This is a genomic window from Dactylosporangium aurantiacum (assembly GCF_000716715.1).
GTDB lineage: Bacteria > Actinomycetota > Actinomycetes > Mycobacteriales > Micromonosporaceae > Dactylosporangium > Dactylosporangium aurantiacum.
In genome coordinates, this window is record NZ_JNYJ01000022.1 from 14,009 (window position 1) to 35,205 (window position 21,197).

20 protein-coding genes are annotated in these 21,197 nt (G+C 71.6%); 9 read left to right on the plus strand and 11 right to left on the minus strand.

Going from position 1 to position 21,197, the window contains the following annotated elements:
• Window positions 1-27: 27 nt before the first annotated feature.
• Entirely contained in the window at window positions 28-978 is a 951-nt protein-coding gene (locus OP18_RS24305) for an NADP-dependent oxidoreductase (protein WP_245635507.1), read from the minus strand.
• A gap of 91 nt (window positions 979-1,069) precedes the next feature.
• On the opposite strand from OP18_RS24305, the gene OP18_RS24310 reads away from it, so the two are divergent.
• From OP18_RS24310 to OP18_RS24320, 3 genes are all read left to right on the plus strand, one after another.
• Window positions 1,070-2,038, plus strand: a complete 969-nt coding sequence (locus OP18_RS24310) for a GlxA family transcriptional regulator (RefSeq protein WP_033361333.1) — start codon at window positions 1,070-1,072, stop codon at window positions 2,036-2,038.
• A 515-nt stretch (window positions 2,039-2,553) separates the two neighbouring features.
• The gene (locus OP18_RS24315; protein WP_033361478.1) at window positions 2,554-2,892 is read left to right on the plus strand and encodes a hypothetical protein; all 339 of its coding nucleotides are present in this window, start codon (window positions 2,554-2,556) and stop codon (window positions 2,890-2,892) included.
• Entirely contained in the window at window positions 2,889-3,374 is a 486-nt protein-coding gene (locus tag OP18_RS24320) for a roadblock/LC7 domain-containing protein (protein WP_081971053.1), read from the plus strand. The genes OP18_RS24315 and OP18_RS24320 overlap by 4 nt, the downstream gene beginning before the upstream one ends.
• A 48-nt stretch (window positions 3,375-3,422) precedes the next feature.
• Here the strand turns inward: OP18_RS24320 and OP18_RS24325 are convergent, their stop codons facing one another.
• The 4 genes from OP18_RS24325 to mmsA all read right to left on the minus strand — a co-directional run bounded on the left by OP18_RS24325 (window position 3,423) and on the right by mmsA (window position 8,792).
• A complete protein-coding gene (locus OP18_RS24325) occupies window positions 3,423-4,661 on the minus strand; it encodes an ROK family protein (RefSeq protein ID WP_033361334.1) in 1,239 nt (412 codons plus the stop codon).
• An 89-nt stretch (window positions 4,662-4,750) separates the two neighbouring features.
• Entirely contained in the window at window positions 4,751-5,860 is a 1,110-nt protein-coding gene (locus tag OP18_RS24330) for a substrate-binding domain-containing protein (RefSeq protein WP_033361335.1), read from the minus strand.
• A 56-nt stretch (window positions 5,861-5,916) separates the two neighbouring features.
• Complete coding sequence (mmsB, locus tag OP18_RS24335) at window positions 5,917-7,215, minus strand: multiple monosaccharide ABC transporter permease (RefSeq protein ID WP_033361336.1); 1,299 nt, start codon at window positions 7,213-7,215, stop codon at window positions 5,917-5,919.
• The gene (mmsA, locus tag OP18_RS24340; protein ID WP_033361337.1) at window positions 7,212-8,792 is read right to left on the minus strand and encodes a multiple monosaccharide ABC transporter ATP-binding protein; all 1,581 of its coding nucleotides are present in this window, start codon (window positions 8,790-8,792) and stop codon (window positions 7,212-7,214) included. Before mmsA ends, mmsB begins: the two co-directional genes overlap by 4 nt.
• 303 nt (window positions 8,793-9,095) lie before the next feature.
• On the opposite strand from mmsA, the gene OP18_RS24345 reads away from it, so the two are divergent.
• A complete protein-coding gene (locus tag OP18_RS24345; RefSeq protein ID WP_211273656.1) occupies window positions 9,096-10,358 on the plus strand; it encodes an ROK family transcriptional regulator in 1,263 nt (420 codons plus the stop codon).
• A 698-nt stretch (window positions 10,359-11,056) separates the two neighbouring features.
• Window positions 11,057-12,979 (plus strand): S8 family serine peptidase, encoded by a 1,923-nt coding sequence (locus OP18_RS24350; protein ID WP_033361338.1) that lies wholly within the window; start codon window positions 11,057-11,059, stop codon window positions 12,977-12,979.
• 33 nt (window positions 12,980-13,012) lie between these two features.
• On the opposite strand, the gene OP18_RS24355 is transcribed toward OP18_RS24350, so the two are convergent.
• Both OP18_RS24355 and OP18_RS24360 read right to left on the minus strand, forming a co-directional pair.
• Entirely contained in the window at window positions 13,013-13,936 is a 924-nt protein-coding gene (locus OP18_RS24355; RefSeq protein ID WP_033361339.1) for a hypothetical protein, read from the minus strand.
• Window positions 13,937-13,949: 13 nt separating this feature from the next.
• Window positions 13,950-14,372 (minus strand): MarR family winged helix-turn-helix transcriptional regulator, encoded by a 423-nt coding sequence (locus tag OP18_RS24360; RefSeq protein ID WP_033361340.1) that lies wholly within the window; start codon window positions 14,370-14,372, stop codon window positions 13,950-13,952.
• 98 nt (window positions 14,373-14,470) lie between these two features.
• Here OP18_RS24360 and OP18_RS24365 point away from each other — a divergent pair, with 98 nt between their 5' ends.
• The gene (locus OP18_RS24365) at window positions 14,471-15,097 is read left to right on the plus strand and encodes an FMN-dependent NADH-azoreductase (protein ID WP_033361341.1); all 627 of its coding nucleotides are present in this window, start codon (window positions 14,471-14,473) and stop codon (window positions 15,095-15,097) included.
• A gap of 634 nt (window positions 15,098-15,731) precedes the next feature.
• Here the strand turns inward: OP18_RS24365 and OP18_RS24370 are convergent.
• Together OP18_RS24370 and OP18_RS24375 are read right to left on the minus strand one after the other, a co-directional pair.
• Complete coding sequence (locus OP18_RS24370; protein WP_052387236.1) at window positions 15,732-16,514, minus strand: tRNA(His) guanylyltransferase Thg1 family protein; 783 nt, start codon at window positions 16,512-16,514, stop codon at window positions 15,732-15,734.
• Window positions 16,515-16,566: 52 nt separating this feature from the next.
• A complete protein-coding gene (locus OP18_RS24375; RefSeq protein WP_052387237.1) occupies window positions 16,567-17,196 on the minus strand; it encodes a TetR/AcrR family transcriptional regulator in 630 nt (209 codons plus the stop codon).
• A 203-nt stretch (window positions 17,197-17,399) separates the two neighbouring features.
• Here OP18_RS24375 and OP18_RS24380 point away from each other — a divergent pair, with 203 nt between their 5' ends.
• On the plus strand, window positions 17,400-18,632 hold the full coding sequence (locus OP18_RS24380; protein WP_033361342.1) for an MFS transporter: 1,233 nt from the start codon (window positions 17,400-17,402) through the stop codon (window positions 18,630-18,632).
• Between the two features lie 162 nt (window positions 18,633-18,794).
• Window positions 18,795-19,181, plus strand: a complete 387-nt coding sequence (locus OP18_RS24385) for a VOC family protein (protein WP_033361343.1) — start codon at window positions 18,795-18,797, stop codon at window positions 19,179-19,181.
• Window positions 19,182-19,188: 7 nt separating this feature from the next.
• Here OP18_RS24385 and OP18_RS24390 read toward each other — a convergent pair whose 3' ends face one another.
• Window positions 19,189-19,629 (minus strand): hypothetical protein, encoded by a 441-nt coding sequence (locus OP18_RS24390; RefSeq protein WP_156089731.1) that lies wholly within the window; start codon window positions 19,627-19,629, stop codon window positions 19,189-19,191.
• Window positions 19,630-19,665: 36 nt separating this feature from the next.
• Between OP18_RS24390 and OP18_RS24395 the strand changes: the two genes are divergently transcribed.
• Complete coding sequence (locus tag OP18_RS24395; protein WP_245635508.1) at window positions 19,666-20,328, plus strand: DUF6882 domain-containing protein; 663 nt, start codon at window positions 19,666-19,668, stop codon at window positions 20,326-20,328.
• 8 nt (window positions 20,329-20,336) lie between these two features.
• Here the strand turns inward: OP18_RS24395 and OP18_RS24400 are convergent, their stop codons facing one another.
• On the minus strand, window positions 20,337-20,819 hold the full coding sequence (locus OP18_RS24400; protein ID WP_052387238.1) for a GNAT family N-acetyltransferase: 483 nt from the start codon (window positions 20,817-20,819) through the stop codon (window positions 20,337-20,339).
• Window positions 20,820-21,197: the final 378 nt, after the last annotated feature.

Sequence of the window (21,197 nt, forward strand, 5' to 3'; positions counted from 1 at the left end):
GGGCCGCACGCGGCCCGGACGGGCGCGTCAGTGGTCGCTGACGGTCAGGACCACCTTGCCGGCCGAGCGGCCGGTGGCGACGAGGTCGTGCGCCTTCGCGACGTCCTCCAGCGGCAGCACGGTGTCGACCACGACCCGCAGCTGCCCCCGCTCGACCAGCTCGGCGAGGGAGCGCAGCCCGGCGTGGTCCGGCTGCACCAGCAGGAACCCGGCCCGCCGGCCGCGCTCCCGGGCCTCATCCGCCAGGTACGCCTCGGCCGGCGAGGCGAGCGACACCAGCACGCCGCCGGGCCGCAGCGCGCCCAGCGAGCGGGGGCCGTACTCACCGCCGATCGGGTCGACCACCACGTCGAGGTCGGTGGCGACGTCCTCGAACCGCACCGCGGTGTAGTCGATCACCTCGTCGGCGCCGAGGCCGCGCACCAGCTCGTGCTTGGCCGCGCTGGCCGTACCGATGACATAGGCACCCCTCGCCTTGGCGATCTGCACCGCGAGGTGACCGACGCCGCCGGCCGCCGCGTGGATCAGCACCCGCTGCCCGGCCCGCACCTCGGCGGTGTCGACGAGCGCCTGCCACGCGGTCAGCCCGGCCAGGCCGAGCCCGGCGGCCTCCACGTGTGACAGCCCCGCCGGCTTGCGGGCCAGGTGCCGGGCCGGCGCCGTCACGTAGTCGGCGTAGGTGCCGGCCGCCTCGGGCAGCCGGGGCATGCCGAACACCTCGTCGCCGGGCCGCAGCCAGGTCACGCCGAGGCCGACCTCCTGCACCACCCCGGACAGGTCCCAGCCGAGCCGGACCGTGGTGCCGAGCAGCCCGCCGGAGCCGCGGTGCCACAGGTCCGTCGGGTTCACGCCGGTCGCGTGGACGCGCACCAGCACCTCGGAGATCCCGGGCTCGGGGCGGTCCACCTCCATCACCCGCAGCACCTCGGGCCCGCCGAACTCATCCTGACCGATCGCGCGCATCGTGTCGTTTCCCATCTGTGTGTGACTGCCGTTGCGCGTACCAGCGTCGCCGGGATGACCGCCGCGTTCGAGTGGCCACGTTGCCACTATGTGCAAAGATCTGGCCATGACTCGCACCGTGGCCCACCGTGTCGTCGTGCTCGCCCTCGACGGGGTCTACCCGTTCGAGCTGAGCATCCCCAGCCGCATCTTCGGCACCGCCGCCCCGCTGTACGAGGTCGTGACCTGCAGCCTCGACGGCGCCCCGGTCCGTACCGGCTACGACTTCAGCGTCACCGTCCAGCACGATGCGACCGTCATCGACACCGCCGACACGCTGGTGGTGCCGCCGTTCGTGTGCGCGCCCGACGCGCCGCGCGACTGGCTGCCCGGCCCGCTGGCCGCCGCGCTGGGCCGGCTGCGGCCCGGCGCGCGGATCGTGTCGATCTGCACGGCCTCCTACGTGCTGGCCGCCGCCGGGCTGCTCGACGGCCGCCGCGCCACCACGCACTGGAACGACGCCGAGCACTTCCAGCGCACGTTCCCCGACGTCGACGTCGACGCGTCCGTGCTGTTCATCGACGACGGTGACGTGCTCACCGCGGCCGGCGCCGCCTCCGGCATCGACGTGTGCCTGCACCTGATCCGCCGCGACCACGGCAGCGCCGTCGCCAACCGCGTCGCCCGCCTGTGCGTCGTGCCGCCGTGGCGGGAGGGCGGCCAGGCCCAGTTCATCGACCGCCCCATCCCGGCCCCGTCGACGGCCACGACCGCCGCGACCCGGCAGTGGGCCCTCAGCCGCCTCGACCGGCCGATCTCCCTGGCCGAGATGGCGGCGCACGCGCAGATGAGCGTGCGCACGTTCTCCCGCCGCTTCCGCGAGGAGGTCGGCATGACCTCCGGGCAGTGGCTCATCCGGCAGCGCGTCGAGCACGCCCGCCGGCTGCTGGAGACCACCGACCTGCCCGTCGACCGGGTCGCCGCCGAGGCCGGGTTCGGCACCGCCGCCTCCATGCGCCAGCACCTCGCCGGCGCCATCGGCGTGCCGCCGATCGCGTACCGCAACACCTTCCGCGCCACGGCCGTGCCCGCCTGACGCGGGGCGCGCCCACCCGGGCGCGGCGCGGACGGCGCAACCGTGGGTGCGCGACGCCCGCCGGAGCGGTGTCAGGCCGGGTCCGGTGAGGCCCGGACGTGTCGGCGGGCGTCGTGGATGCGGGACTTCAGGGTGCCGAGCGGGATGTCCAGGCGGGACCCGGCGATGACGCTGGTGTCACAGGGTTCGATGCGCCCCCTTCGCAGGGTGTGTTCGCCGCGGCCGAGTCAGGAATGCGTCACGGACCCGATCTTGCCCGCCGCCGGCCCGGTCCGCTAATCGACGGCCGGTTGCTCCACCGGCCGATGCCGCCGCCGACTGGACGCTCGGTGACCTGGTCTTCGCGACCGGTGGGGTCGCCATCGGTCGGGAAGCCACCAGGCCATGAGCCGACCGGCCAGAATGCCGCGCCTGAAGATGCGGGTGAAGATCGACGTGTGCGAGGGTGGCCAGGGATACCGCACCTGCTGGAGGCACGCTTGAGCAACAATCTGGACGTCGCGCTGAAGAGCACGATGAACATCGAAGGGGCGTTCGCGGTCGCGCTGGTGGACTACACCAGCGGCATGACGCTGGGCACCCTCGGCGGCAGCCCCGAGTTCGACATCACGGTGGCCGCGGCCGGCAACACCGACGTCGTACGCGCGAAGCTGCGCACCATCGAGATGCTCGGCCTGAACGAGCCGATCGAGGACATCCTCATCACGCTGGAGAGCCAGTACCACCTGATCCGCCCCCTGCACTCACGCAACGGGCACGGCCTGTTCCTGTACCTGGCGCTGTCCAAGGCACGCGCCAACCTCGCGCTGGCCCGCCACCAGCTGCGCCAGATCGAAGAGAGCCTCGAACTGTGACGTCCGGCTTCTTCGGCCAGCCCGACGACCTGCCGCGCCGTGAGCGCACCGAACCCGGCGGCGCGGTGGGGCAGCTCCCACCGGACGCGCCCGGCGCCCGCACCGAGCCGCACGACGCGGTCCTCTCCCCCGTGCGCACCGCCATGGCCGACCTGCGGCTGCGGGTGCCGGGCGTGCGCGGCAGCGTGCTGGCCGGCGTCGACGGCATGCTCGTCACGTACGACCTGGGGCCGCAGACCGAGCCGCACGACCTGGCGGCGCTGGCCGCGACGACGTTCGGGCTGGGCCGGCAGGTGAGCCTGGTGCTGGGCCAGTCGCCGTTCCGGGACGCCACGATGCGCAACGAGGGCGGGTACTTCACCGTGTACGCCGTCGACGGCAGCTCGCTGCTGGCCGTGCTCGGCAGCGACGGGCTCAACGTGGCCCGGCTGCACCTGGAGGCCCGCCCCACCTGCCAGCACCTGGCGACCCTGCTCGCCTGACGACCCTGCTCGCCTGACGGCCGCGGGCGCTCGGGGGCCGGGCGGCGCTCACGAATCGGCGGTCTCCAGCGGGTCGGCAAGGAGGCGTTCGAACGCGAGCTCGGCCGCGCCGACCAGCGGCGCGTCGTCGCCGAGCAGCGGGGTCCGCAGCCGCAGGTGCTCCCGGCAGGCGGGCAGCGCCATCGTCGCCAGGCGGCCGCGGACCTGGGCGGCGCCGGCGAGGTACAGCTCGCGCAGCGCGCCGCCGAACACGACGGCCGTCGGGTTGAAGACGTTGACGAGGTTGGCGACGCCGAACCCGAGCCAGTCGGCGGCCTGCCGGAGCGTCGCGCGGGCCGCCGGGTCACCGCGCCGGGCCGCGTCGACGCACGCCCGGACGGCGTCGCGCTCCAGCGGCACGTGCCGGGCGATCTCCATCTCCCAGCAGCCGCGGGAGCCGCAGCCGCACTCGCGGCCCTGCGGGTTGACGACCATGTGCCCGACCTCGCCGCCGTGCCCGCCGTGCCCCGTGACGCGGCGGCCGTCGGCGATGATGCCGGCGCTGATGCCGGCGTCGCCGTGCAGATGGACAACGTTGTCAAGGCCGGCGGCGGCGCCCCGCGTGTGCTCGGCGAGGGCGGCGAGGTCCGCGACGGCGCCCACCACAGGCGGCCGGTCGAGTCCCAGCTCGGCGCCGAGCGCCACCCCGAGGTCAGCGACGATGCCGGCGGCACCGGCCGCCGCGGCCGCAGACGTACCGGCGGCGACGGCCACCCCATCGGCGGCGCTCACGGCGGCGGGGAGCACCCGCACGACACCGTCGGCGTGGCGCATCATGCGGGACACCGCGATGCCGCTGCCGACGAAGACGCCGTCCGGCGGCGTGGCGCGCTGCATGTCGTGGACGAACCCGGCCAGGGTGGCGACCGTGTCGCGGACCGCGGTGCCGTGCGGGCGGGGCAGCTCGCGGCTGTCCAGCACCTTGCCGCCGAGCCCGACCCGCGCGGCGCGCAGCCGATCGACCTCGATGCTCAGGGCGTACCCGTAGACGCGCGACGACCTGGGGCGCACGACGAGGGACGGGCGGCCGGCGCGGCCGGTCTCCTGCGGGGTGCCCTCGTCGATCAGTCCGGCGCCGGCGAGGTCGGCGGTGAGCGCGCCGATGGTGCTGCGGTTGAGGCCGAGCTGGTTGGTCAGCTCGGCGCGGGACGTGTCGCCGGCGACGTGGACGTACCGCAGGAGCGCGCCCAGGTTCTGGCGGCGGACCGAGTCCTGGGTCGGGGTGCTTCGCTGATGGCTCGTGGACACGGGCAGGTCCCTTCGGCGGAAACCCGGGTGAAGCAGCCGTGGGTCCCCGGAACCGTGTTCCGGGGACCCACGACGTCAGGTGCCTGGTGCTACTTGGTGAGCGGGGACAGCTTCGGGTCGTTGGCGTACGCCTCGGCGGCGTTGGCCTTCGTCACGATGACCGGCGGAAGCAGGTACGACGGGACGACCTTGACGCCGTTGTTGTACGACTTGGTGTCGTTGATGGTCGGCTCGTTGCCGGCCTGCAGCGCCTTCACCATGGTGATGGTCTCGGCGACCAGCTTGCGGGTGTCCTTGTTGATCGTGGAGTACTGCTCGCCAGCCATGATCGACTTGACCGACTCGACCTCGGAGTCCTGGCCGGTGACGACCGGGATCGGCTTGCCGGCGGCCTTCACCGAGGTGATGATCGCGCGGGCCAGGGTGTCGTTCGGGGACAGCACGCCGTCGAGGGTCTTGCCCGCGGTGTAGGTCGAGGTCAGCAGCGAGTCCATGCGCTGCTGCGCGCCCTCGGCCTTCCAGCCCTGGATCGCGGTCTGCTTGACGTCCTTCTGGCCGGAGCCGACGATGACGTCACCCTTGTCGATGAGCGGCTTGAGCACGTCCATCGCACCGTTGAAGAACACACCGGCGTTGTTGTCGTCCGGCGAGCCGGAGAACAGCTCGACGGTCCACGGGCCGGTCGCCTTCTTGGCCTTCATGCCGTCCAGCAGGGCCTGGCCCTGCAGCTGGCCGACCTTGAAGTTGTCGAACGCGATGTAGTAGTCGACGTCCGGCGTGTTGGTGATGAGGCGGTCGTAGGCGACGACCTTGATGCCGGCGTCGTGCGCGGCCTTGACCTGGGTCGACAGCTGCGCGGCGTCGGTGGCGCCGATGACGATGACCTTCGCGCCCTTGGTGACCATGGCGGAGATCTGCGCCTGCTGGTCCGCGACCGTGGTCGAGGCACCGGCGTACTGCACGTCGGACTTGAAGCCGGCGTCCTTGAGCCCGTTGGTGAACAGGTCACCGGCGAGCACCCAGTTCTCCGACGTCTTCGACGGCAGCGCGACACCGATCAGGGAGTCGGCGGCGAAGCCCTTGGCGGGCGCGCCGGTGCCGGAGTCGCCGTCGCGCTCCGAGTCGCCACAGGCGGCGGAGCTGAGTGCGAGCAGCGCGACCGCGCTGACGGCGAGGCTCCTGGTGAGGAACTTGCGCATGTTGGGCAGTGCCTTTCTTCGGATGGTGGTGCGGGTGTTGGGGCGGGACAAGGGCGTCAGCCGGCCACCGGGGTCTTGGCGGCCTGTTGTCCGGTTCCGGATGGTGCGGACGGATCTCCGGTTGACTCCCGGCGGAAGGGTTTGCTTATCGACCCGATGATCGAGAAGCGGCCCTGGCTCTTGTTGTAGACGTCGAACGCGACGGCGGCGAGCAGGAACAGACCCTTGATGATCTGGGTCTTGTCGGTGCCGGTGCCGAGCAGCTGCAGGCCGTTGGTGAGCAGGGCCATGACCAGACCGCCGACGATCGAGCCGCTGATGGTGCCGAGGCCGCCGGAGACCGCCGCGCCGCCGATGAAGACGGCCGCGATGGCGTCCAGCTCCCAGCTGAGACCGTCCTGCGGGCCGGAGGCCCCGGAACGGGCCACAAAGATCATGCCGGCCAGGGCGGCGAGCACCGACATGTTCATCATGACGAAGAAGTTGACCCGCTTGAGCTTCACACCGGACAGCTCGGCGGCGCGGGCGTTGCCGCCGACCGCGTAGATGTAGCGGCCGCCGGCCGTGTTGCGGGTGTAGAAGCCGTACGCGAGCACCAGGACGGCCAGGATGATGCCGGAGATCGGGAAGCTGGTGTCGCGGCGGCCGCTGGCGAACAGCAGCGTGGCGTAGATGATCACGCCGAGCATGACGGCCAGGCGGATCAGCGACACCCACACCGGGGTCGGCTCGGCGCCCATCGCAAGGCGGACCTTGCGGGCCCGGTACTCCCGCCAGAGCACGGCGAGGCAGGCCAGCAGTCCGAGCAGCAGCGTCGGGTTGTTGTACCCGGTGTTCGGGCCGATCTCGTGCATGTAGCCCGCGCCGATGCGCTTGAAGGCCTCCGGCACCGGCACCGAGTCGGCGTTGCCGATGTACTGGTTCGCGCCGCGGAAGAGCAGCATGCCGGCGAGGGTCACGATGAAGGCCGGCACGCCGATGTAGGCGACCCAGAAGCCCTGCCACGCGCCGACGACCGCGCCGACGCCGAGGCCGAAGAGGATCGCCGCCCACCAGGGCAGGTCCCACTCCTGCATGGCCTTGGCGACCACGATGCCGACGAAGGCGGCGACCGATCCGACGGACAGGTCGATGTGCCCCGCCACGATGACCATCAACATGCCGATCGCCAGGATCAGGATGTACGAGTACTGGCTGACGACGTTGATGAGGTTGTTGGGCTGGAGGGTCAGCCCGTCGGTCTTGATCTGGAAGAACAGGATGGTCGCCAGGAGCGCGAAGATCATCCCGAACTGGCGGGCGTTGGAGGTGGTGCCCCCGAAGAGGTTCTTCTGCAGGTCTTTGAATCGGCTCATGACGTCGGCATCTTCTTCATAGTCGGCTGCTGAGACGGCTGGGTCTTCGTGGAGGTCATCTGCTTCATGAGGACTTCCGGGTTGGCATCGCGACGGGCGATGTCGCCGGTGATGGTGCCTTCGAACACCGTGTAGATGCGGTCGCACAACCCGATCAGCTCGGGCAGCTCGGACGAGATGACGATGACGCCCTTGCCCTGGTCGGCGAGCTTCTGGATGATGCCGTAGATCTCGTACTTGGCACCCACGTCGATGCCGCGGGTCGGCTCGTCGAGGATCAGCAGGTCCGGGTCGGTGAACATCCACTTCGCCAGCACGACCTTCTGCTGGTTGCCGCCGGAGAGCTTGGTGACGCCCTCGTCGACCGTGGGCGTCTTGACCCGCAGGCTCTTGCGGTACTCCTCGGCGTAGGTGTGCTCCTTGACCTGGTCGAGCACGCCGTGCCGGGAGATCTTCGACAGCTTGGCCGCCACCATCGACGTCTTGATGTCGTCGAGGAGGTTGAGGCCGATCGCCTTGCGGTCCTCGCTCACGTACGCCAGGCCGTGCCTGATCGCGTCGGCGACCGTCTTGAGCACGATCTCCTGGCCGTCCTTGTAGACGTGCCCGGAGATCCAGTGCCCGTAGGACCGGCCGAAGAGGCTCATCGCCAGCTCGGTGCGCCCGGCGCCCATCAGGCCGGCGAAGCCGACGATCTCGCCGCGGCGCACGTTGAAGCTGGAGCCCTTGCACACCAGGCGGTCGGCGGAGATCGGGTGCCGGACCGTCCAGTCGCGGACCTCGAAGAACACCTCGCCGATGTTGGGCGTGTGGTCCGGGAAGCGGCTGCTGAGGTCGCGGCCCACCATGCCCCGCACGATGCGGTCCTCGTTGACCCCGTCGCCCTTGACGTCGAGGCTCTCGATGGTCCGCCCGTCGCGCAGGATCGTGATGGTGTCGGCGATCCGCTCGATCTCGTTGAGCTTGTGCGAGATCATGATCGACGTGATGCCCCGCTCCTTGAAGCCGAGCAGCAGGTCGAGCAGGTGCTGGGAGTCGTTCTCGTTGAGCGCGGCGGTCGGCTCGTCGAGGATCAGCAGCCGCACGTCCTTGGCGAACGCCTTGGCGATCTCCACGAGCTGCTGCTTGCCGACGCCGATGTCCTTGATGAGCGTGTCGGGGTCTTCCTTGAGGCCCACCAGCGCCATCAGCTCGTAGGCCTTCTTGTTGGCGGCCTGCCAGTCGATCGCGCCGAACCGGCGGGGCTCGTTGCCCAGGAACAGGTTCTCGGTGATGGACATGCCCGGCACGAGCGCGAGCTCCTGGTGGATGATCACGATGCCGGCGTGCTCGCTGGCGCGGATGTCCGAGAAGCGTGACTCGCTGCCCTGGTAGATGATGTCGCCGGTGTAGGAGCCGTACGGGTACACCCCGCTCAGGACCTTCATCAGCGTGGACTTGCCGGCGCCGTTCTCACCGCAGATGGCGTGGATCTCGCCGGAACGGACCACCAGGTTGACGTCCTCGAGCGCCTTGACGCCGGGGAACTCCTTGGTGATCGACCGCATCTCCAGCAAGACCGGAGCGCTGCTCGTCATGTTGCCTCCGGGGGAACGCCAGTTGGCACATTTGTTGTGGCGACCAACTTATTTCAGATCGCAGACTTTGCAAAGCCGCCAGCTGGACTGGTTGGTAACAATCCGGTAATGACGCGGCGTCGCGGGCGGGCCGAGAGCCACTGCCTCGTGTCCGGGCGGTTAGCTGCGTGTGTCCGAGCGTAAATCAAATTGTTTTACAAAGTCAACGTCCTGCGAGAGGATGTGATGAGGACGGCGAGAAGGCGGGAACACGTGCGACAGGTAGGGACCAACCTCCCTAAAGTAGGGCAATACAACCGCGCTGTGGTGCTGGATCAGATTCAGCTCGCCGACGGTGTCAGCCGCGTGGAGATCGCGGAGCACACCGGGCTGACACCCCAGACGGTGTCCGGCATCGTCCGGCGGCTGATCGACGAGGGCATCGTCCACGAGGACGGCGCCCGCACGTCCAACGGCGGCAAGCCCCGCACCGTGCTGCGCATCAACGCCGACGCCGGCCGCGCCGTCGGCCTGCACTTCGACCCGGTCGAGCTGGCCGCGGTCGTCGTGGACCTGCTCGGCCGGCCGCTCGTCACCGTCCGCCGCCCCACCCCGCGCCCGGTCGACCCGGCGATCGTCACCGCCGCCATGGCCGAGCTCGTCGACGAGGTCCTGCGCGAGGCCGGCGTCCAGCGCGACCGGGTCCTCGGCCTGGGCCTGGCCGCCCCCGGCCCCATCGACCAGCACGTCGGCATGGTCATCTCCCCGCCCCAGCTGGCGGACTGGAGCCGCGTGCCGATCAAGGAGATGCTCGCCACCGCCACCGGCCTCGAGGTCACGCTCGACAACGACGCCACCGCCGCCGCCGTCGGCGAACGGTGGGCCGGCGCCGGCCGCGGCGTCGCCAACTTCGCCTACTTCCACCTCGGCACCGGCGTCGGCGGCGGCCTCGTGCTCGGCCACCAGGTGCACCGCGGCGGCTCGATGAACGCCGCCGAGTTCGGCCACACCTCCGTTGCCGCGGACGGCCCCGACTGCTACTGCGGCAACCGCGGCTGCCTGGAGAGCCTGGTCAACCCGCCCGCCATCGTCGCCGCCGCTCACCACCTGCTCGCCGACGCCCCGACCACCCCGGCCTCCGCCGTGCCGGCACTGGCCCGCAGCGCGTCAGCGATGGCCGCACAGACCGGCGTCGATCCCGCCGCGTCCTCGCTCGCCGCGCTGCACCGCATCGACCCGGCCGCCGTGGACCACCAGGCGGTCTGCCTCGCCGCCGCGGCCGGCGACCCCCTCGCCACCGCCGTCATCGACGCCGCCGCCGAGCACCTCGCCACCGTCGTGGTCAACGTGGTCAACATCGTCGACGTCGACCTCGTCATCCTCGGCGGCCACGGCATCAGCCACGTCGAGGGCCGCTTCCGCCAGGCCGTGGTCCGTGCCCTCGCGACCCGCCCCCTGGCCAGGAAGATCCGCGTCGTCGACGTCGCCGTGTCCCCGCTCGGCGTCGACTCCGCCGTCATCGGCGGGGCCGCGCTCGTCCTGCACGCCACGTACTCCCCGCAGGTGTCCTCGCTGCTGTCCGCCTGACCGGCACGCGCCGCTTCGACGCCCGCCGCTTCGAACGGTCGACACTGCGACTGGCCGGCACCGCGCCGGTCGCTGCTTCGACGGTCGCTGCTTCGACGGTCGCTGCTCCGACGGTCGCTGCTTCGACGGTCATTATCTTGAGTGGCCGGCGCTTCGACCGGTCAGCGCTCCGACGGTCGCTGTTTCGACGGTCGACGCCTCGACAGCCGACGCTTCGACGCTCGCCGATCGGACGCTGGTCACCCCGACGCCAGCCACGCCGGCGGCGGTCACCGTGCCGCGCACCACCGCACCACCGCACCACCGCACCACCGCACCACCGCACCACCGCGTCGGCAGTCGCCCCGACCCGCCCGCCCCGGTCGCCGCAGACCCTCCTCCCCCGGTCCGGCGCATGCTGACTGGCCGACCACCGCAACCACCGGGACGCCGTGCGCACGCGCGTGAGGCCGCCGCGCGAAGCGCACGGCGGTGCGAGCGCAGCGAGCATGGGGGTGCGGGTGGGCACCCCCGCCCCGCGCCGGCAGGCGCGGAGCAAACACAGCTCATAAACAGTTTTGAACGGCTGAATCGGTGGCTGCTGTTCAACGGGGTGACCATCGGAGGTCGGGCGCTCCTACCTTCTGCTGCAGCCCTCCGGGGTCGGTGTCAACGGGACCCGGCCACGGAGCTGGCATCCCCTCGGAGGAGGTTCACCCGTGTTGCACCGAATTACGGTGGCCGGCACCGCGCTCGTGGCGGGGCTGGCCGGCGCCTTCGCGGCCGCCGGAGCGGCGCAGGCCGTGCCCGCGGCCGGCGCGATCCTGTACGCCGACAGTCCCGACGCCGTGCCGGGGCGGTACATCGTGACGCTGAAAGACGGATCCACCTCGATCGCCGCGCAGGCGCAGCGGCTGACGGGGCGCTTCGGCGGGCGGACGCGGCACGTGTACGACCCCGTGCAGCGGGGCTTCTCGGCAAGCATGTCGCAGCAGCAGGCGCGGCGGCTGGCCGCGGACCCGGCGGTCGCGGCGGTGGAGGCGGTCCAGCGCATCACGGTCGCCGACACCCAGAACAACCCGCCGAACTGGGGCGACGACCGCATCGACCAGCGCGGCCTGCCGTTGAACCAGGCGTTCACGTACCCGGCGGACCCGGGGCAGGGCGTCACCGTGTACGTGCTGGACACCGGCCTGAACGCGAGCCACACCGATTTCAGCGGCCGGGTCAGGCAGGGCACGGACATCGTCGACGGCGACAGCGACCCGGCCGACTGTCACGGCCACGGCACCCACGTCGCGGGCACGGCGGTCGGCACCACGTACGGCATCGCGAAGAAGGCGAGCCTCGTCTCGGTCCGGGTCCTGGACTGCCAGGGCACGGGCACGAACGACGACCTGATCGCCGGCATCAACTGGGTACGCACGAACGCCCAGAAGCCGGCGGTGGCGAACTACTCGATCGGCTGCGGCGGCCGGTGCAGCAGCCAGGCGATGGACAGCGCGGTCTCGAGCCTGATCAGCTCGGGCGTGCAGTTCGTGCAGGCGGCCGGCAACAACGGCGACGACGCCTGCTACTACAGCCCGCAGGGGGTGGCCGCGGCCATCACCGTCGGCAACAGCACCAGCGCCGACGCCCGCAACAGCACCAGCAACTACGGCTCGTGCCTGGACCTGTTCGCGCCGGGGACGAGCATCGTGTCGGCGTCGTACTCCAGCAACACCGGCAGCGCGACGATGACGGGCACCTCGATGGCCTCGCCGCACGTGGCCGGCGCCGCCGCGCTGTACCTGGGCGCGAACCCCGGCGCGACCCCGGCCCAGGTGCGCGACGCGCTGGTCGGCAACGGCACCACCGGCAAGATCACCGGTGCCGGGAGCGGGTCGCCCAACGTGCTGCTGTACGTCGGGGCGACCACGAGCGGCGACCCGGTCGTCACGAACCCGGGCAACCGCGGCTCTGCCGTCGGCCAACAGGTCGACGTGCAGGTCCAGGGCAGCGGCGGCACCACGCCGTACACCTGGAGCGCGTCCGGCCTGCCGGCCGGGCTGTCCATCGGCGCGTCGACCGGTCGGATCACCGGCAGCGCGACGACCGCGGGCACGTCGAACGTCACGGTGACACTCAAGGACGCGGCGAACAGGACCGCGTCGGCCCAGTTCACCTGGACGGTCACCGCCGGCGGCGGCTGCACACCCGCGCAGCCCGTCGGCAACGGTGGGTTCGAGAGCGGCACGTCGCCGTGGACCGCGACCGCGAACGTGATCGGCACGTGGTCGCAGTACCCGGCACGCAGCGGTACCCGCAACGCCTGGCTCAACGGTGGTGGGCAGGTGCAGACCGACACGGTCTCGCAGCCGGTGGCGATCCCGTCCGGTTGCTCGAGCGTGCAGCTGCGCTTCTGGATCCGCATCACCACCGCGGAGACCGAGAACGTGGCCTACGACAAGCTGACCGTCACCCTCGGCGGCACCACCGTGGCCACGTACACGAACCTGAACAAGACCAACGGGTACGTGGAGAAGGTCATCGACGCCGGCGCGTTCGCCGGGCAGACGGTCACGCTGAAGTTCAACGGCGTGGAGGACTGGTCGCTGCAGACCAGCTTCGTCCTCGACGACGTCTCGATCACCGGGGCGTAGCGGCGCGCGCGGGGTGGGGGTGAGCGACGATGCTCACTCCCACTCCCAGCGCATGCCGACGATGCCGGGCGGCACGTCGGCGGCGACGAGGTGCGCGCCGTGCGTCGAGCCGATCCAGGTCTCCCAGACGCCCTGGTCGGGGGCGTTGAGGCCGCGCCGTTCGAAGCGCCGGCAGCGGGCCGGCACCGCGTCGTGGTCGAACTGGACCTGCAGCACGTACTCGGTCACCGGGGTCGAGAAGCCGCGGTAGTAGTTGTCGGTCGGCGACAGCGAGTCGCTGCGGTACTCGTACTCCAGCACCACCGTCTCGCCCTGGGCCAGCATCCGGTCGAAGATGATCTCGGCGGCGACGAGGCCGCCGGTGTCGCTGCGGACCCGGCCGATGCGGCAGTTGCGCACCGCGTTCATGGTGACCTTGGCGGCCGGGTCGTCGGTGAGGAACACCGCCACGGTGCGCGAGACCCGGTCGATGTTGGCCCGCAGGACCTGCCGGCAGGTGAGGCTGAGCTCCTGGCGGCGGGGGCCGACGAGGTACAGGTCGTGCAGGCTCAGCCTGGTCAGCTCGTGGTACATCCACCGGTCGAGCTCGCCGACCATCTTCGCGACGCTGGTGCCGTCGCTGAACAGCCGGTCCACGTCGATGGTGCCGGGCGGCTGGCTGAGCCACCGCCCGCGGGGCCGGCGCGGCCCGAGCTGCACCATCAGCGACTCCTCGGGCAGCGCCAGGATCTGCTCGAGCAGCCGGACGGCCTTGAGCGAATCGGGCCGCTCGGGCCGGCTGCGCCCGCGCCGCCAGTAGCTCAGCGTGGTGATGCTGACGGTGACGCCCTTGCTGGCGAGGCGCTGCCGCAGCTCGTCGAGGCCGATGCCGCGGTCCTCGATGGCGAGGTGGAGCGCGGCGGAGAACGGGCCGGTACGCAGCGCGTGCGCAAGGTCGCGGCCCAGCCCCTTGTCCATGCCCCGGGAGTATCTACCTCTTGAGCACTTTTTCCAATGCCGTGGCCACCGTGCGCGCCTCGGCCGGGGTCATCCTGCTGGTGAAGTGCGCCTCGATGCCGGCGAGGTAGGTGGGCGCGGCGGCGCGCAGCCTGGCCCGGCCGGGGGCGGTGATCCGGGCGAACGCGGACCGCCCGTCGGCCGGGTTGGCGACCCGCTCGACCAGGCCGGCCTTGGTCAGCTCGTCGACGACCCGGCTGGTGCGGCTGCGGCTGACCACCGCCTTCGCGCCCAGCTCCCCCATCGTGAGCTGCCGGTCCTTGGCGGAGTTGAGCTCCAGCAGCACGTCGTACCAGGTCAGCGGCAGCCCGTGGGCCTGCTGCAGCTCCTGGTCCAGCACCGGGACCAGCGCGGCGTGCACCCGCAGCAGGCCCGCCCAGGCGGCCGTGTTGTCCATCGTCACACCGTACCAACTCTTGTGCGTGCGCACACACGTGGCTAACTTAGTGCGTGCGCACACACTTTCCTGCGTTCGTTCCAGTCGGAGGTTCCGTCATGACCAAGCTGCTGCACATCTCGGCGTCCCCGCGCGGCGCCCGCTCGGAGTCACTCGCGCTCGCGTCGCGTTTCCTGCAGGTGTACCGGGAGCAGCACCCGACCCACACCGTCGAGGAGTGGGACCTGTGGGACGGCACGCTGCCGGCCTTCGGCCCGGCGGCCGCCGGCGCCAAGATGGACGTGTTCGCCGGCGTCGAGCCGACCGGCGCGGGCGCCGCCGCCTGGACCGCGGCCCGCGCCGCGTTCGACCGCTTCGCCGCGGCCGACAAGCTGCTCTTCTCGGTGCCCATGTGGAACGCCGGCGTGCCGTACATCCTCAAGCAGTTCATCGACGTGGTCAGCCAGCCGGGCCTGGTCTTCGGCTTCGATCCCGCCGCCGGCTACACCGGCCTGCTCACCGGCCGCAAGGCCGCGGTCATCTACACCAGCGCCGTGTACGGCGAGGGCCGCGGCCCCGCCTTCGGCGCCGACTTCCAGCGCCCGTACTTCGACGACTGGCTGCGCTGGGCGGGCATCACCGACCTCACCGCGGTCGAGTTCCGCCCCAACCTCGCCACCGCCGACGCCGACGCGGGCCGCGCCCTCGCCACGGCCGACGCCGTCGAGGCCGCGAAGCGCTTCTGAGCTGTGTGCCGGCTTCCGCGAGACCTCCGTGTCTTCGCGGAAGCCGGCAGCCCACCCCGCGTCCTCGCCGAGCCGCCGGCCGTTGAGATCGCCCTTGGTCCACGCCACGCACTCGGGACGGTCCCCGGTGCCAGCCAGGCAGTACTCCTCGACCGCCGCCCGGATCCGTGGCAGCGGAAGCACGGACCGCTGGCTGAAGCACAACGGGAACCCCGGGTCCGACAGCACCGCCGTCTCGACCGTGGGCGGCTCCGCGTTGTCCAGGACGAAGCTCCCGACCGATCCTTCCAGCATCGAGATCTGGTTGCGCAGCGCGCCCACGCTGACGAACTCCCGCCCCGGAACCGGCCGCAACGCCCGGGTCAGCTCCGACACGGCCGCTTCGTGCCGGCGCGCGAACTCCAGCACCGCGACATACAGGCTCCGGTCGGCGTTGTCCCGGCCGGCGACCTGCATACCCCAACGCCCGTCCAGCGTCGGCAGCACAGCGAACGAGATCCCCGGCGCAGGGAACCACCACCACGCACCCGGCAACTCGTCCATGCGCAGCGCACCGGGCAGCTGCGCCAACAGGTCGTCGAGTTCCATCGGCACTCCCAGCGAATCAGGCGTCATACGAGCGGAGGCAGGCAGCTCAGGTGGCGGCGAGTAGTGGCACCGCCGGGATGGTGCCGGCGAGGAAGTGGCCCGGCTCGGCGGTGAAGCGGGGTGCCGGCCGCACCTCCCACCACGAGCGCAGCGTCGTCACCGTCTGCTCGACGCCAGTGCGCTTGTGCACGAACGTCACGTCCCGCTCCCCCGACTCCTTGACCACGACCCGCCCGCGCCGGCAGCCGGCCGGGTAGTCGTTCCAGTTGATGCCGTGCTCGGCGAACAGCATCTCCTGCGCCTGGCCGGACGACACCCCGTGCAGCCGCGACTGCGGGAACACCGCACGCGCCGCCATCGCGACGCTGTTGCGGACCGCGTCGCGCTGGCGCCAGATGAAGTACCGGGCCACCTCCACCGGGTCGGCGACGGTGAACACCCGGGCGTCGAAGAGCGCGAGCTTCCCGGGCCGCCGCGCGTTCAGGGTCGCCGTCGCCACGGACGCCGCGACGGAGCACCACTTCTGCACCTCGCCGCCGAACCACGGCTGCGTGCCGGCACCACCGAAGTCGACGGCGAGGACCGACACCTCGTCGGACTGCACGTAGGCGAACACGCTGCCGGCGATCTCCGCGCACAACGCCACCGCGACGGCGTCCATGTCGGCCATGAACGGCTCGTCGTACGGCTTCGCCGCCCCGCGCAGGTACGCGTGGAACGCCCGGCCGTCCACCCGCAGCAGCGTGTGGGTGCGCCGCGGCAGCACCGCCTGCGTCACCCGCTCGTGCGCTTTCATCCGGTCACCCAGACCGTCCCGGTCGATGGTCATGCCCGATCGCATCACGCCCGCGCAGCACGGCGCACACGGATTACCGCTGGCGTCAAGTGCCGGGACGGGAGTCCCCGGCCGGACGGTGCGCGGCGCCCCGGGCCGTGGCCGCGTCGAGCAGCAGCTCCGCCGTCGCCCGGGCCTGTCGGACCGGGCCGTCGACGCCGAGCGCCTGCACCGACGCGTTCATCCCCTCGATGAGGAGGGCCAGCCGGTCGGCGAGCGCGTCTGGGTCGTCAACGGGCTCGACCTCGGCCAGGTGCCGGACCAGCGCGTGCAGCCGCTCACGGATCCAGGCCTTCATGGCCACCGCCCGGCGGTGCGCCGGCAGCTCCTTGTCGGGGAACTCGCCGATGGTCATCAGGAACGCGCACCCGCGGCATGTGTCGGGCTGCAGGGATTCGAAGATCTTGTCGAACAGGTCGAGGATCTGCTGCCGCGGCGGCTGCGCGCCCGGCTCGGTGGCGGCGGTGAACCACTTGCGGTAGCCCTGGTCGACGTGGTCGACGTAGGCATCCACTAGGCCGTCCTTGGATCCGAACAGCCGATACAGCGTGGTGGGCGCGACCCCGGCCTCGGCGGCCACCGTGTCGACACCGGTCGCCCTGATGCCCCGCCAGTAGAACAGATCGTGCGCCACCTGCAGCAGGTGCTCGCGAGTGTCGGCGCCTGACCGCCGCATCGTGTCCCCCTTGCCGTCACCCGACGAACCAGCGGGATCCCTTCGCACTATAGTAAGCGCAAATGTTAGGGATCCCTCCCTATCTACGGTACGGTGTGCTTCGACGCAGACGCGGTCGGACACCCGGGCGGGACACGGCCCGGACCCGCGCCGAGCGCCTGGACGCCCGGGCGGCCCGCCCGGCGAGCTGAGGGAAGGACGTCATGCACACGCAGCCCGCGCCGGAGAGCCGGAGACGCACCAACCTGGCACTGCTCCTGCTGTTTTTGGGGACGTTCACGATGGGCAGCGCCGAGCTGGTTGTCGTCGGCGTGCTCCAACCCGTCGCCGCGGACCTCGGCGTGCCGGTGAGCACCGCCGGATTCCTGGTCACCGCCTATGCGCTCGGCCTGTCCATCGGTGGCCCGATCCTGACCGCGCTCACCGTCAGGCTCGGTCGCCGGCCGCTGCTCTGGTCGACGCTGGCCGCGTGGCTGGTGCTCAACCTGGTCGCGGTGCTCACCGCCGACTTCGCCACGTTCGTCGTCGTGCGGGCGGTGACCGGCGCGCTGCAGGGCCTCTTCGTCGGCCTCGCCTTCACCGCCGGTATCAGCATGGTGCCGACGGAGCGGATCGGCCGGGCGCTCTCCGCCGTCATCGGCGGGTTCGCGGTCTCCACCGCGCTCGGCGTGCCGATCGGCACGCTGATCGGTGAGGCCAGCAGTTGGGAAGGTGCGTTCCTGGCGATCGTCGGCCTCGGCGTGCTGGTCCTGGCCGCCCTGGTCCTGGTCATCCCGCCGGTGCCCAGCGGCGGCGCGGGCAACGTCTGGACCCAGGCCCGGCACGCGTTCGCGCCGCGGGTGCTCGCCGTCCTCGGCCTGTGCGTGCTGCTGTTCGCCGGACCGTACGCGACGCTGACGTACATCACACCGCTCCTCGACCAGGTCACCAGCATCTCGGGCGCCCGCATCAGCGCATTTCTGCTGGCCTACGGCGCGGCCACCGCGGCCGGCGCCTTTGCCGGCGGCCGGTTCGCCGGCCGCGACGCGTCGCGGGCGATCCTGGTGACCAACGTCGTCCTCGCCGCGGCCCTGGTGTTGCTGTACTTCGCGGCCAGGGTGCCGCTGCTCGTCGCCCTGGCGCTGGTCGTCTGGGGCATCGCCGGGTTCGGCATGGTGCCGTCGCTGCAGTACCGCATCGTGTCGTTGTCCGGTCCCGGGGCCGACCTGGCGGCCACGCTGCCCGCCTCGGCCATCAACGCCGGCATCGCCATCGGCTCCCTCATGGGCGGCTGGGCGCTGGCCACGCACGGGGCCTCCGCGCCGGTGATCGTGGGCATCGTGGTCTCGGTGATCGCCGTCCCGGCGTCCTGGGCGACCGGCTTCCTCCGGCCGCCGGCCACCGACCCGGCGCCGGTCTCCGGCGACCCTCTGGACCGGTCGTCCTCGGCCGCCTGACCGCGCGGTCGGCGGACCGGCCGTCCTCCCGCGGCCGGTCCGTCGACCACGGCCGACACCGGCCGGTCCGTCGACCACGGCCGACACCGGCCGGTCCGTCGACCACGGCCGACACCGGCCGCCCGGAGTGGACCCACGCACGCCCCGGGCTAAGGTGGGCCGATGAGCTCGGTCAGGCAGGTCCAGGTCACGTTCGACTGCGCGGAGCCGGTGCGCGTCGCCCGCTTCTGGAGCGAGGTGCTGGGCTACGAGATGCCGGAGCTGCCGGCGGACTCCCCGTGGGCCGCGTGCGCCGACCCCGCCAAGGTGGGTCCGCGCCTGTACTTCCAGCGGGTCCCCGAAGGCAAGGTCGTCAAGAACCGGGTGCACCTGGACGTGCGGGTCGGCACCGGCCTCGTCGGCGAGGAGCGGCTGGCCGCCCTGGAGGCCGAGTGCACGCGGCTGGAGGCGCTCGGCGCGACCCGCGGCAAGCTCTGGCTCGCCGACGGGGAGAACGAATCCTGCCAGCTCATGCAGGACGTCGAAGGCAACGAGTTCTGTCTCGACTGACAGCCCGTCAGCCGGTCCAGACCGGGACCAGGCCGCCGCGGCGGGTCTCGTAGAACAGGAACGGCCGCAGCCGCGGCGTCGCGTCCAAGGCGTCGCGCAGCGCGGCCAGCTCGGCGCCGCCGGCCAGGATCGGCTGCCGCGTCAGCAGGTCACGGAGCCCGGCGAACGGCCAACTTCTGTGCAGCAGGCGCCGCAGCTCGACCAGGGTCTTCAGCCCGTCCGGCGGGACCCGGTCGACGAAGACGATGACGTGGGTAGGCGGCCCGTCGTCGCGGGGCATCAGCCGGACCGGGCACCCGGCCCCGAGCATGCCGGCCACGACCCGGTCAGCCTCGTCGTCGCAGACGACGTGGGCCATGGACGTGAGGTCATTGAACGGTAGGTAGCCCCCGTCACCGAAGTCGTGCAGCACCCAGCCCGGCTCGACCCGCCAGAAGTCCTGCTCCACACCGCGCATTTTGACATCCCGTGGCAGACTGCGGCGGTGCCGAATTTTGATCAACTCTTCGCCGAGCACGTCGCGACCGGACTGGCCCGCCAGCTCGCCCTGGGCGACCTGATCGGCGAACGCGGCTGGCAGCTCGACCTGGGCACCGGCACCGTCACGTTCGGCGACGACCTGCGGTACAACATCCAGCTCCTGGGCACCGAGAGCCATGGTGACGGCACGTGGCTGTGGGCGTGGGCCAACGAGGCGAGCAACCTCCCGCCGGCGCTGCTGCGGCTGTGCGGCTGGCTCCGCGACCACGGCCACCGCGAGGGCATCGCCGAGCTGACCGACCCCTCGTTCCCGCTCGACCGCGCCGACGGCCACCGCCTCGCCCTCCTCGCGTCGGGCCTGACCGGCCGGTGCTACTACCGCGGCCCGTACCCGGGCGGCGCGCTCTTCTTCCACCTCGACGACGCCCCGCCGCAGCTCACCGCGCCGGTCCGGCCGGAACGGGCGCTGACCGTGCTCGGGCAGGTGATCCAGAGCTTCCCGGTGGACCACCGCGTCGCGGTCGAGTCGTTCCTGCGCCAGCAGTCGTGGCGGGTGGAGGCGTCACCGGCCGCGGTGGTCGCCCGGCACCCGGAGGGCTCGACCCTGCGCGTGGACTTCGACGCCTTGGGCCGGGTCAGCAACATGTCCGGCACCCTCGGCCGGTAGCGCGGACGCTACGGACCCGGCCAGACGAACCGGATGTCGGGCGCCCGCTCCTCGTTGCCGGCCCCGTCGGTGGTCTCGGCCACGACGAACCCGTGCCGCAGGTAGAAGCGCTGCGCCCCGGTGTTGCTCGCGAACGTCCACAGCTGCAGCCCGTCGGGCCGGCGGGCCTTCGCGAGCTGGATGAGGCGTGACCCGAGCCCCGTGCCGGTGGAGTCCGGTGCGACGTACAGCTGGTCCACCCAATCCTCGTGCAGCACCAGGACGCCCAGCGGGCGCTGGTCGGCGTCCTCCGCCAGCCACACCTCACGGTCGGCAACGACCACGGTGCGGACCCACTCCCGGACCTCGTCGTCGGAGTGCACGGCGGGCGGGATGGCGTCGCCCGCGGCCCGGCGCGAGCCGATGAGCACGTCGGCCACCGCGGCGGCGTCCTCGATCACGGCGCGCCGCAGCGTGGCCGCGGCCACGCGTCCGGTGTACGAACGGTCCATGGGGACGCATCTTCCTCAGCCGGGAGGCGGCAGGCAAAGGCTTTTGCGCACCCACGCCCCATGCGCGCCGTGCGATGTCACCCTTGTCGCAGTGAATGGTCCGTGCGAACCTTGACGCTCGACGAAATCTCACCGGTCGACCGGGGTTTCGGAGTGTATCGCGTGGCCATTCGACTTCCGGATCCGATGCAGCTGCCACCTGGACCCCATCGCGATCTCGTCGTCGCCATTCACTCGCTTCACAATGACGCCGGCGCGGTGCCGGAAAAACGCAGCTCGCCCGCGAGTACATCGAGCGGTTCGGCGACGCATACGGCGTGATCTGGTGGATCCCGGCGTCCCGGACAACTTCGGCAATACACGCACTCGCGGAGCGGC

Coding starts and splice junctions, on each gene's coding strand:
- OP18_RS24400 (WP_052387238.1), bottom strand. CDS start 20,819: ATGGACCGTTCGTACACCGGACGCGTGGCCGCGGCCACGCTGCGGCGC.
- mmsB (WP_033361336.1), bottom strand. CDS start 7,215: ATGAGCCGATTCAAAGACCTGCAGAAGAACCTCTTCGGGGGCACCACC.
- OP18_RS24355 (WP_033361339.1), bottom strand. CDS start 13,936: ATGGACAAGGGGCTGGGCCGCGACCTTGCGCACGCGCTGCGTACCGGC.
- OP18_RS24310 (WP_033361333.1), top strand. CDS start 1,070: ATGACTCGCACCGTGGCCCACCGTGTCGTCGTGCTCGCCCTCGACGGG.
- OP18_RS24365 (WP_033361341.1), top strand. CDS start 14,471: ATGACCAAGCTGCTGCACATCTCGGCGTCCCCGCGCGGCGCCCGCTCG.
- OP18_RS24375 (WP_052387237.1), bottom strand. CDS start 17,196: ATGCGGCGGTCAGGCGCCGACACTCGCGAGCACCTGCTGCAGGTGGCG.
- OP18_RS24315 (WP_033361478.1), top strand. CDS start 2,554: ATGAACATCGAAGGGGCGTTCGCGGTCGCGCTGGTGGACTACACCAGC.
- OP18_RS24360 (WP_033361340.1), bottom strand. CDS start 14,372: ATGGACAACACGGCCGCCTGGGCGGGCCTGCTGCGGGTGCACGCCGCG.
- OP18_RS24305 (WP_245635507.1), bottom strand. CDS start 978: ATGGGAAACGACACGATGCGCGCGATCGGTCAGGATGAGTTCGGCGGG.
- OP18_RS24380 (WP_033361342.1), top strand. CDS start 17,400: ATGCACACGCAGCCCGCGCCGGAGAGCCGGAGACGCACCAACCTGGCA.
- OP18_RS24370 (WP_052387236.1), bottom strand. CDS start 16,514: ATGACCATCGACCGGGACGGTCTGGGTGACCGGATGAAAGCGCACGAG.
- OP18_RS24385 (WP_033361343.1), top strand. CDS start 18,795: ATGAGCTCGGTCAGGCAGGTCCAGGTCACGTTCGACTGCGCGGAGCCG.
- mmsA (WP_033361337.1), bottom strand. CDS start 8,792: ATGACGAGCAGCGCTCCGGTCTTGCTGGAGATGCGGTCGATCACCAAG.
- OP18_RS24330 (WP_033361335.1), bottom strand. CDS start 5,860: ATGCGCAAGTTCCTCACCAGGAGCCTCGCCGTCAGCGCGGTCGCGCTG.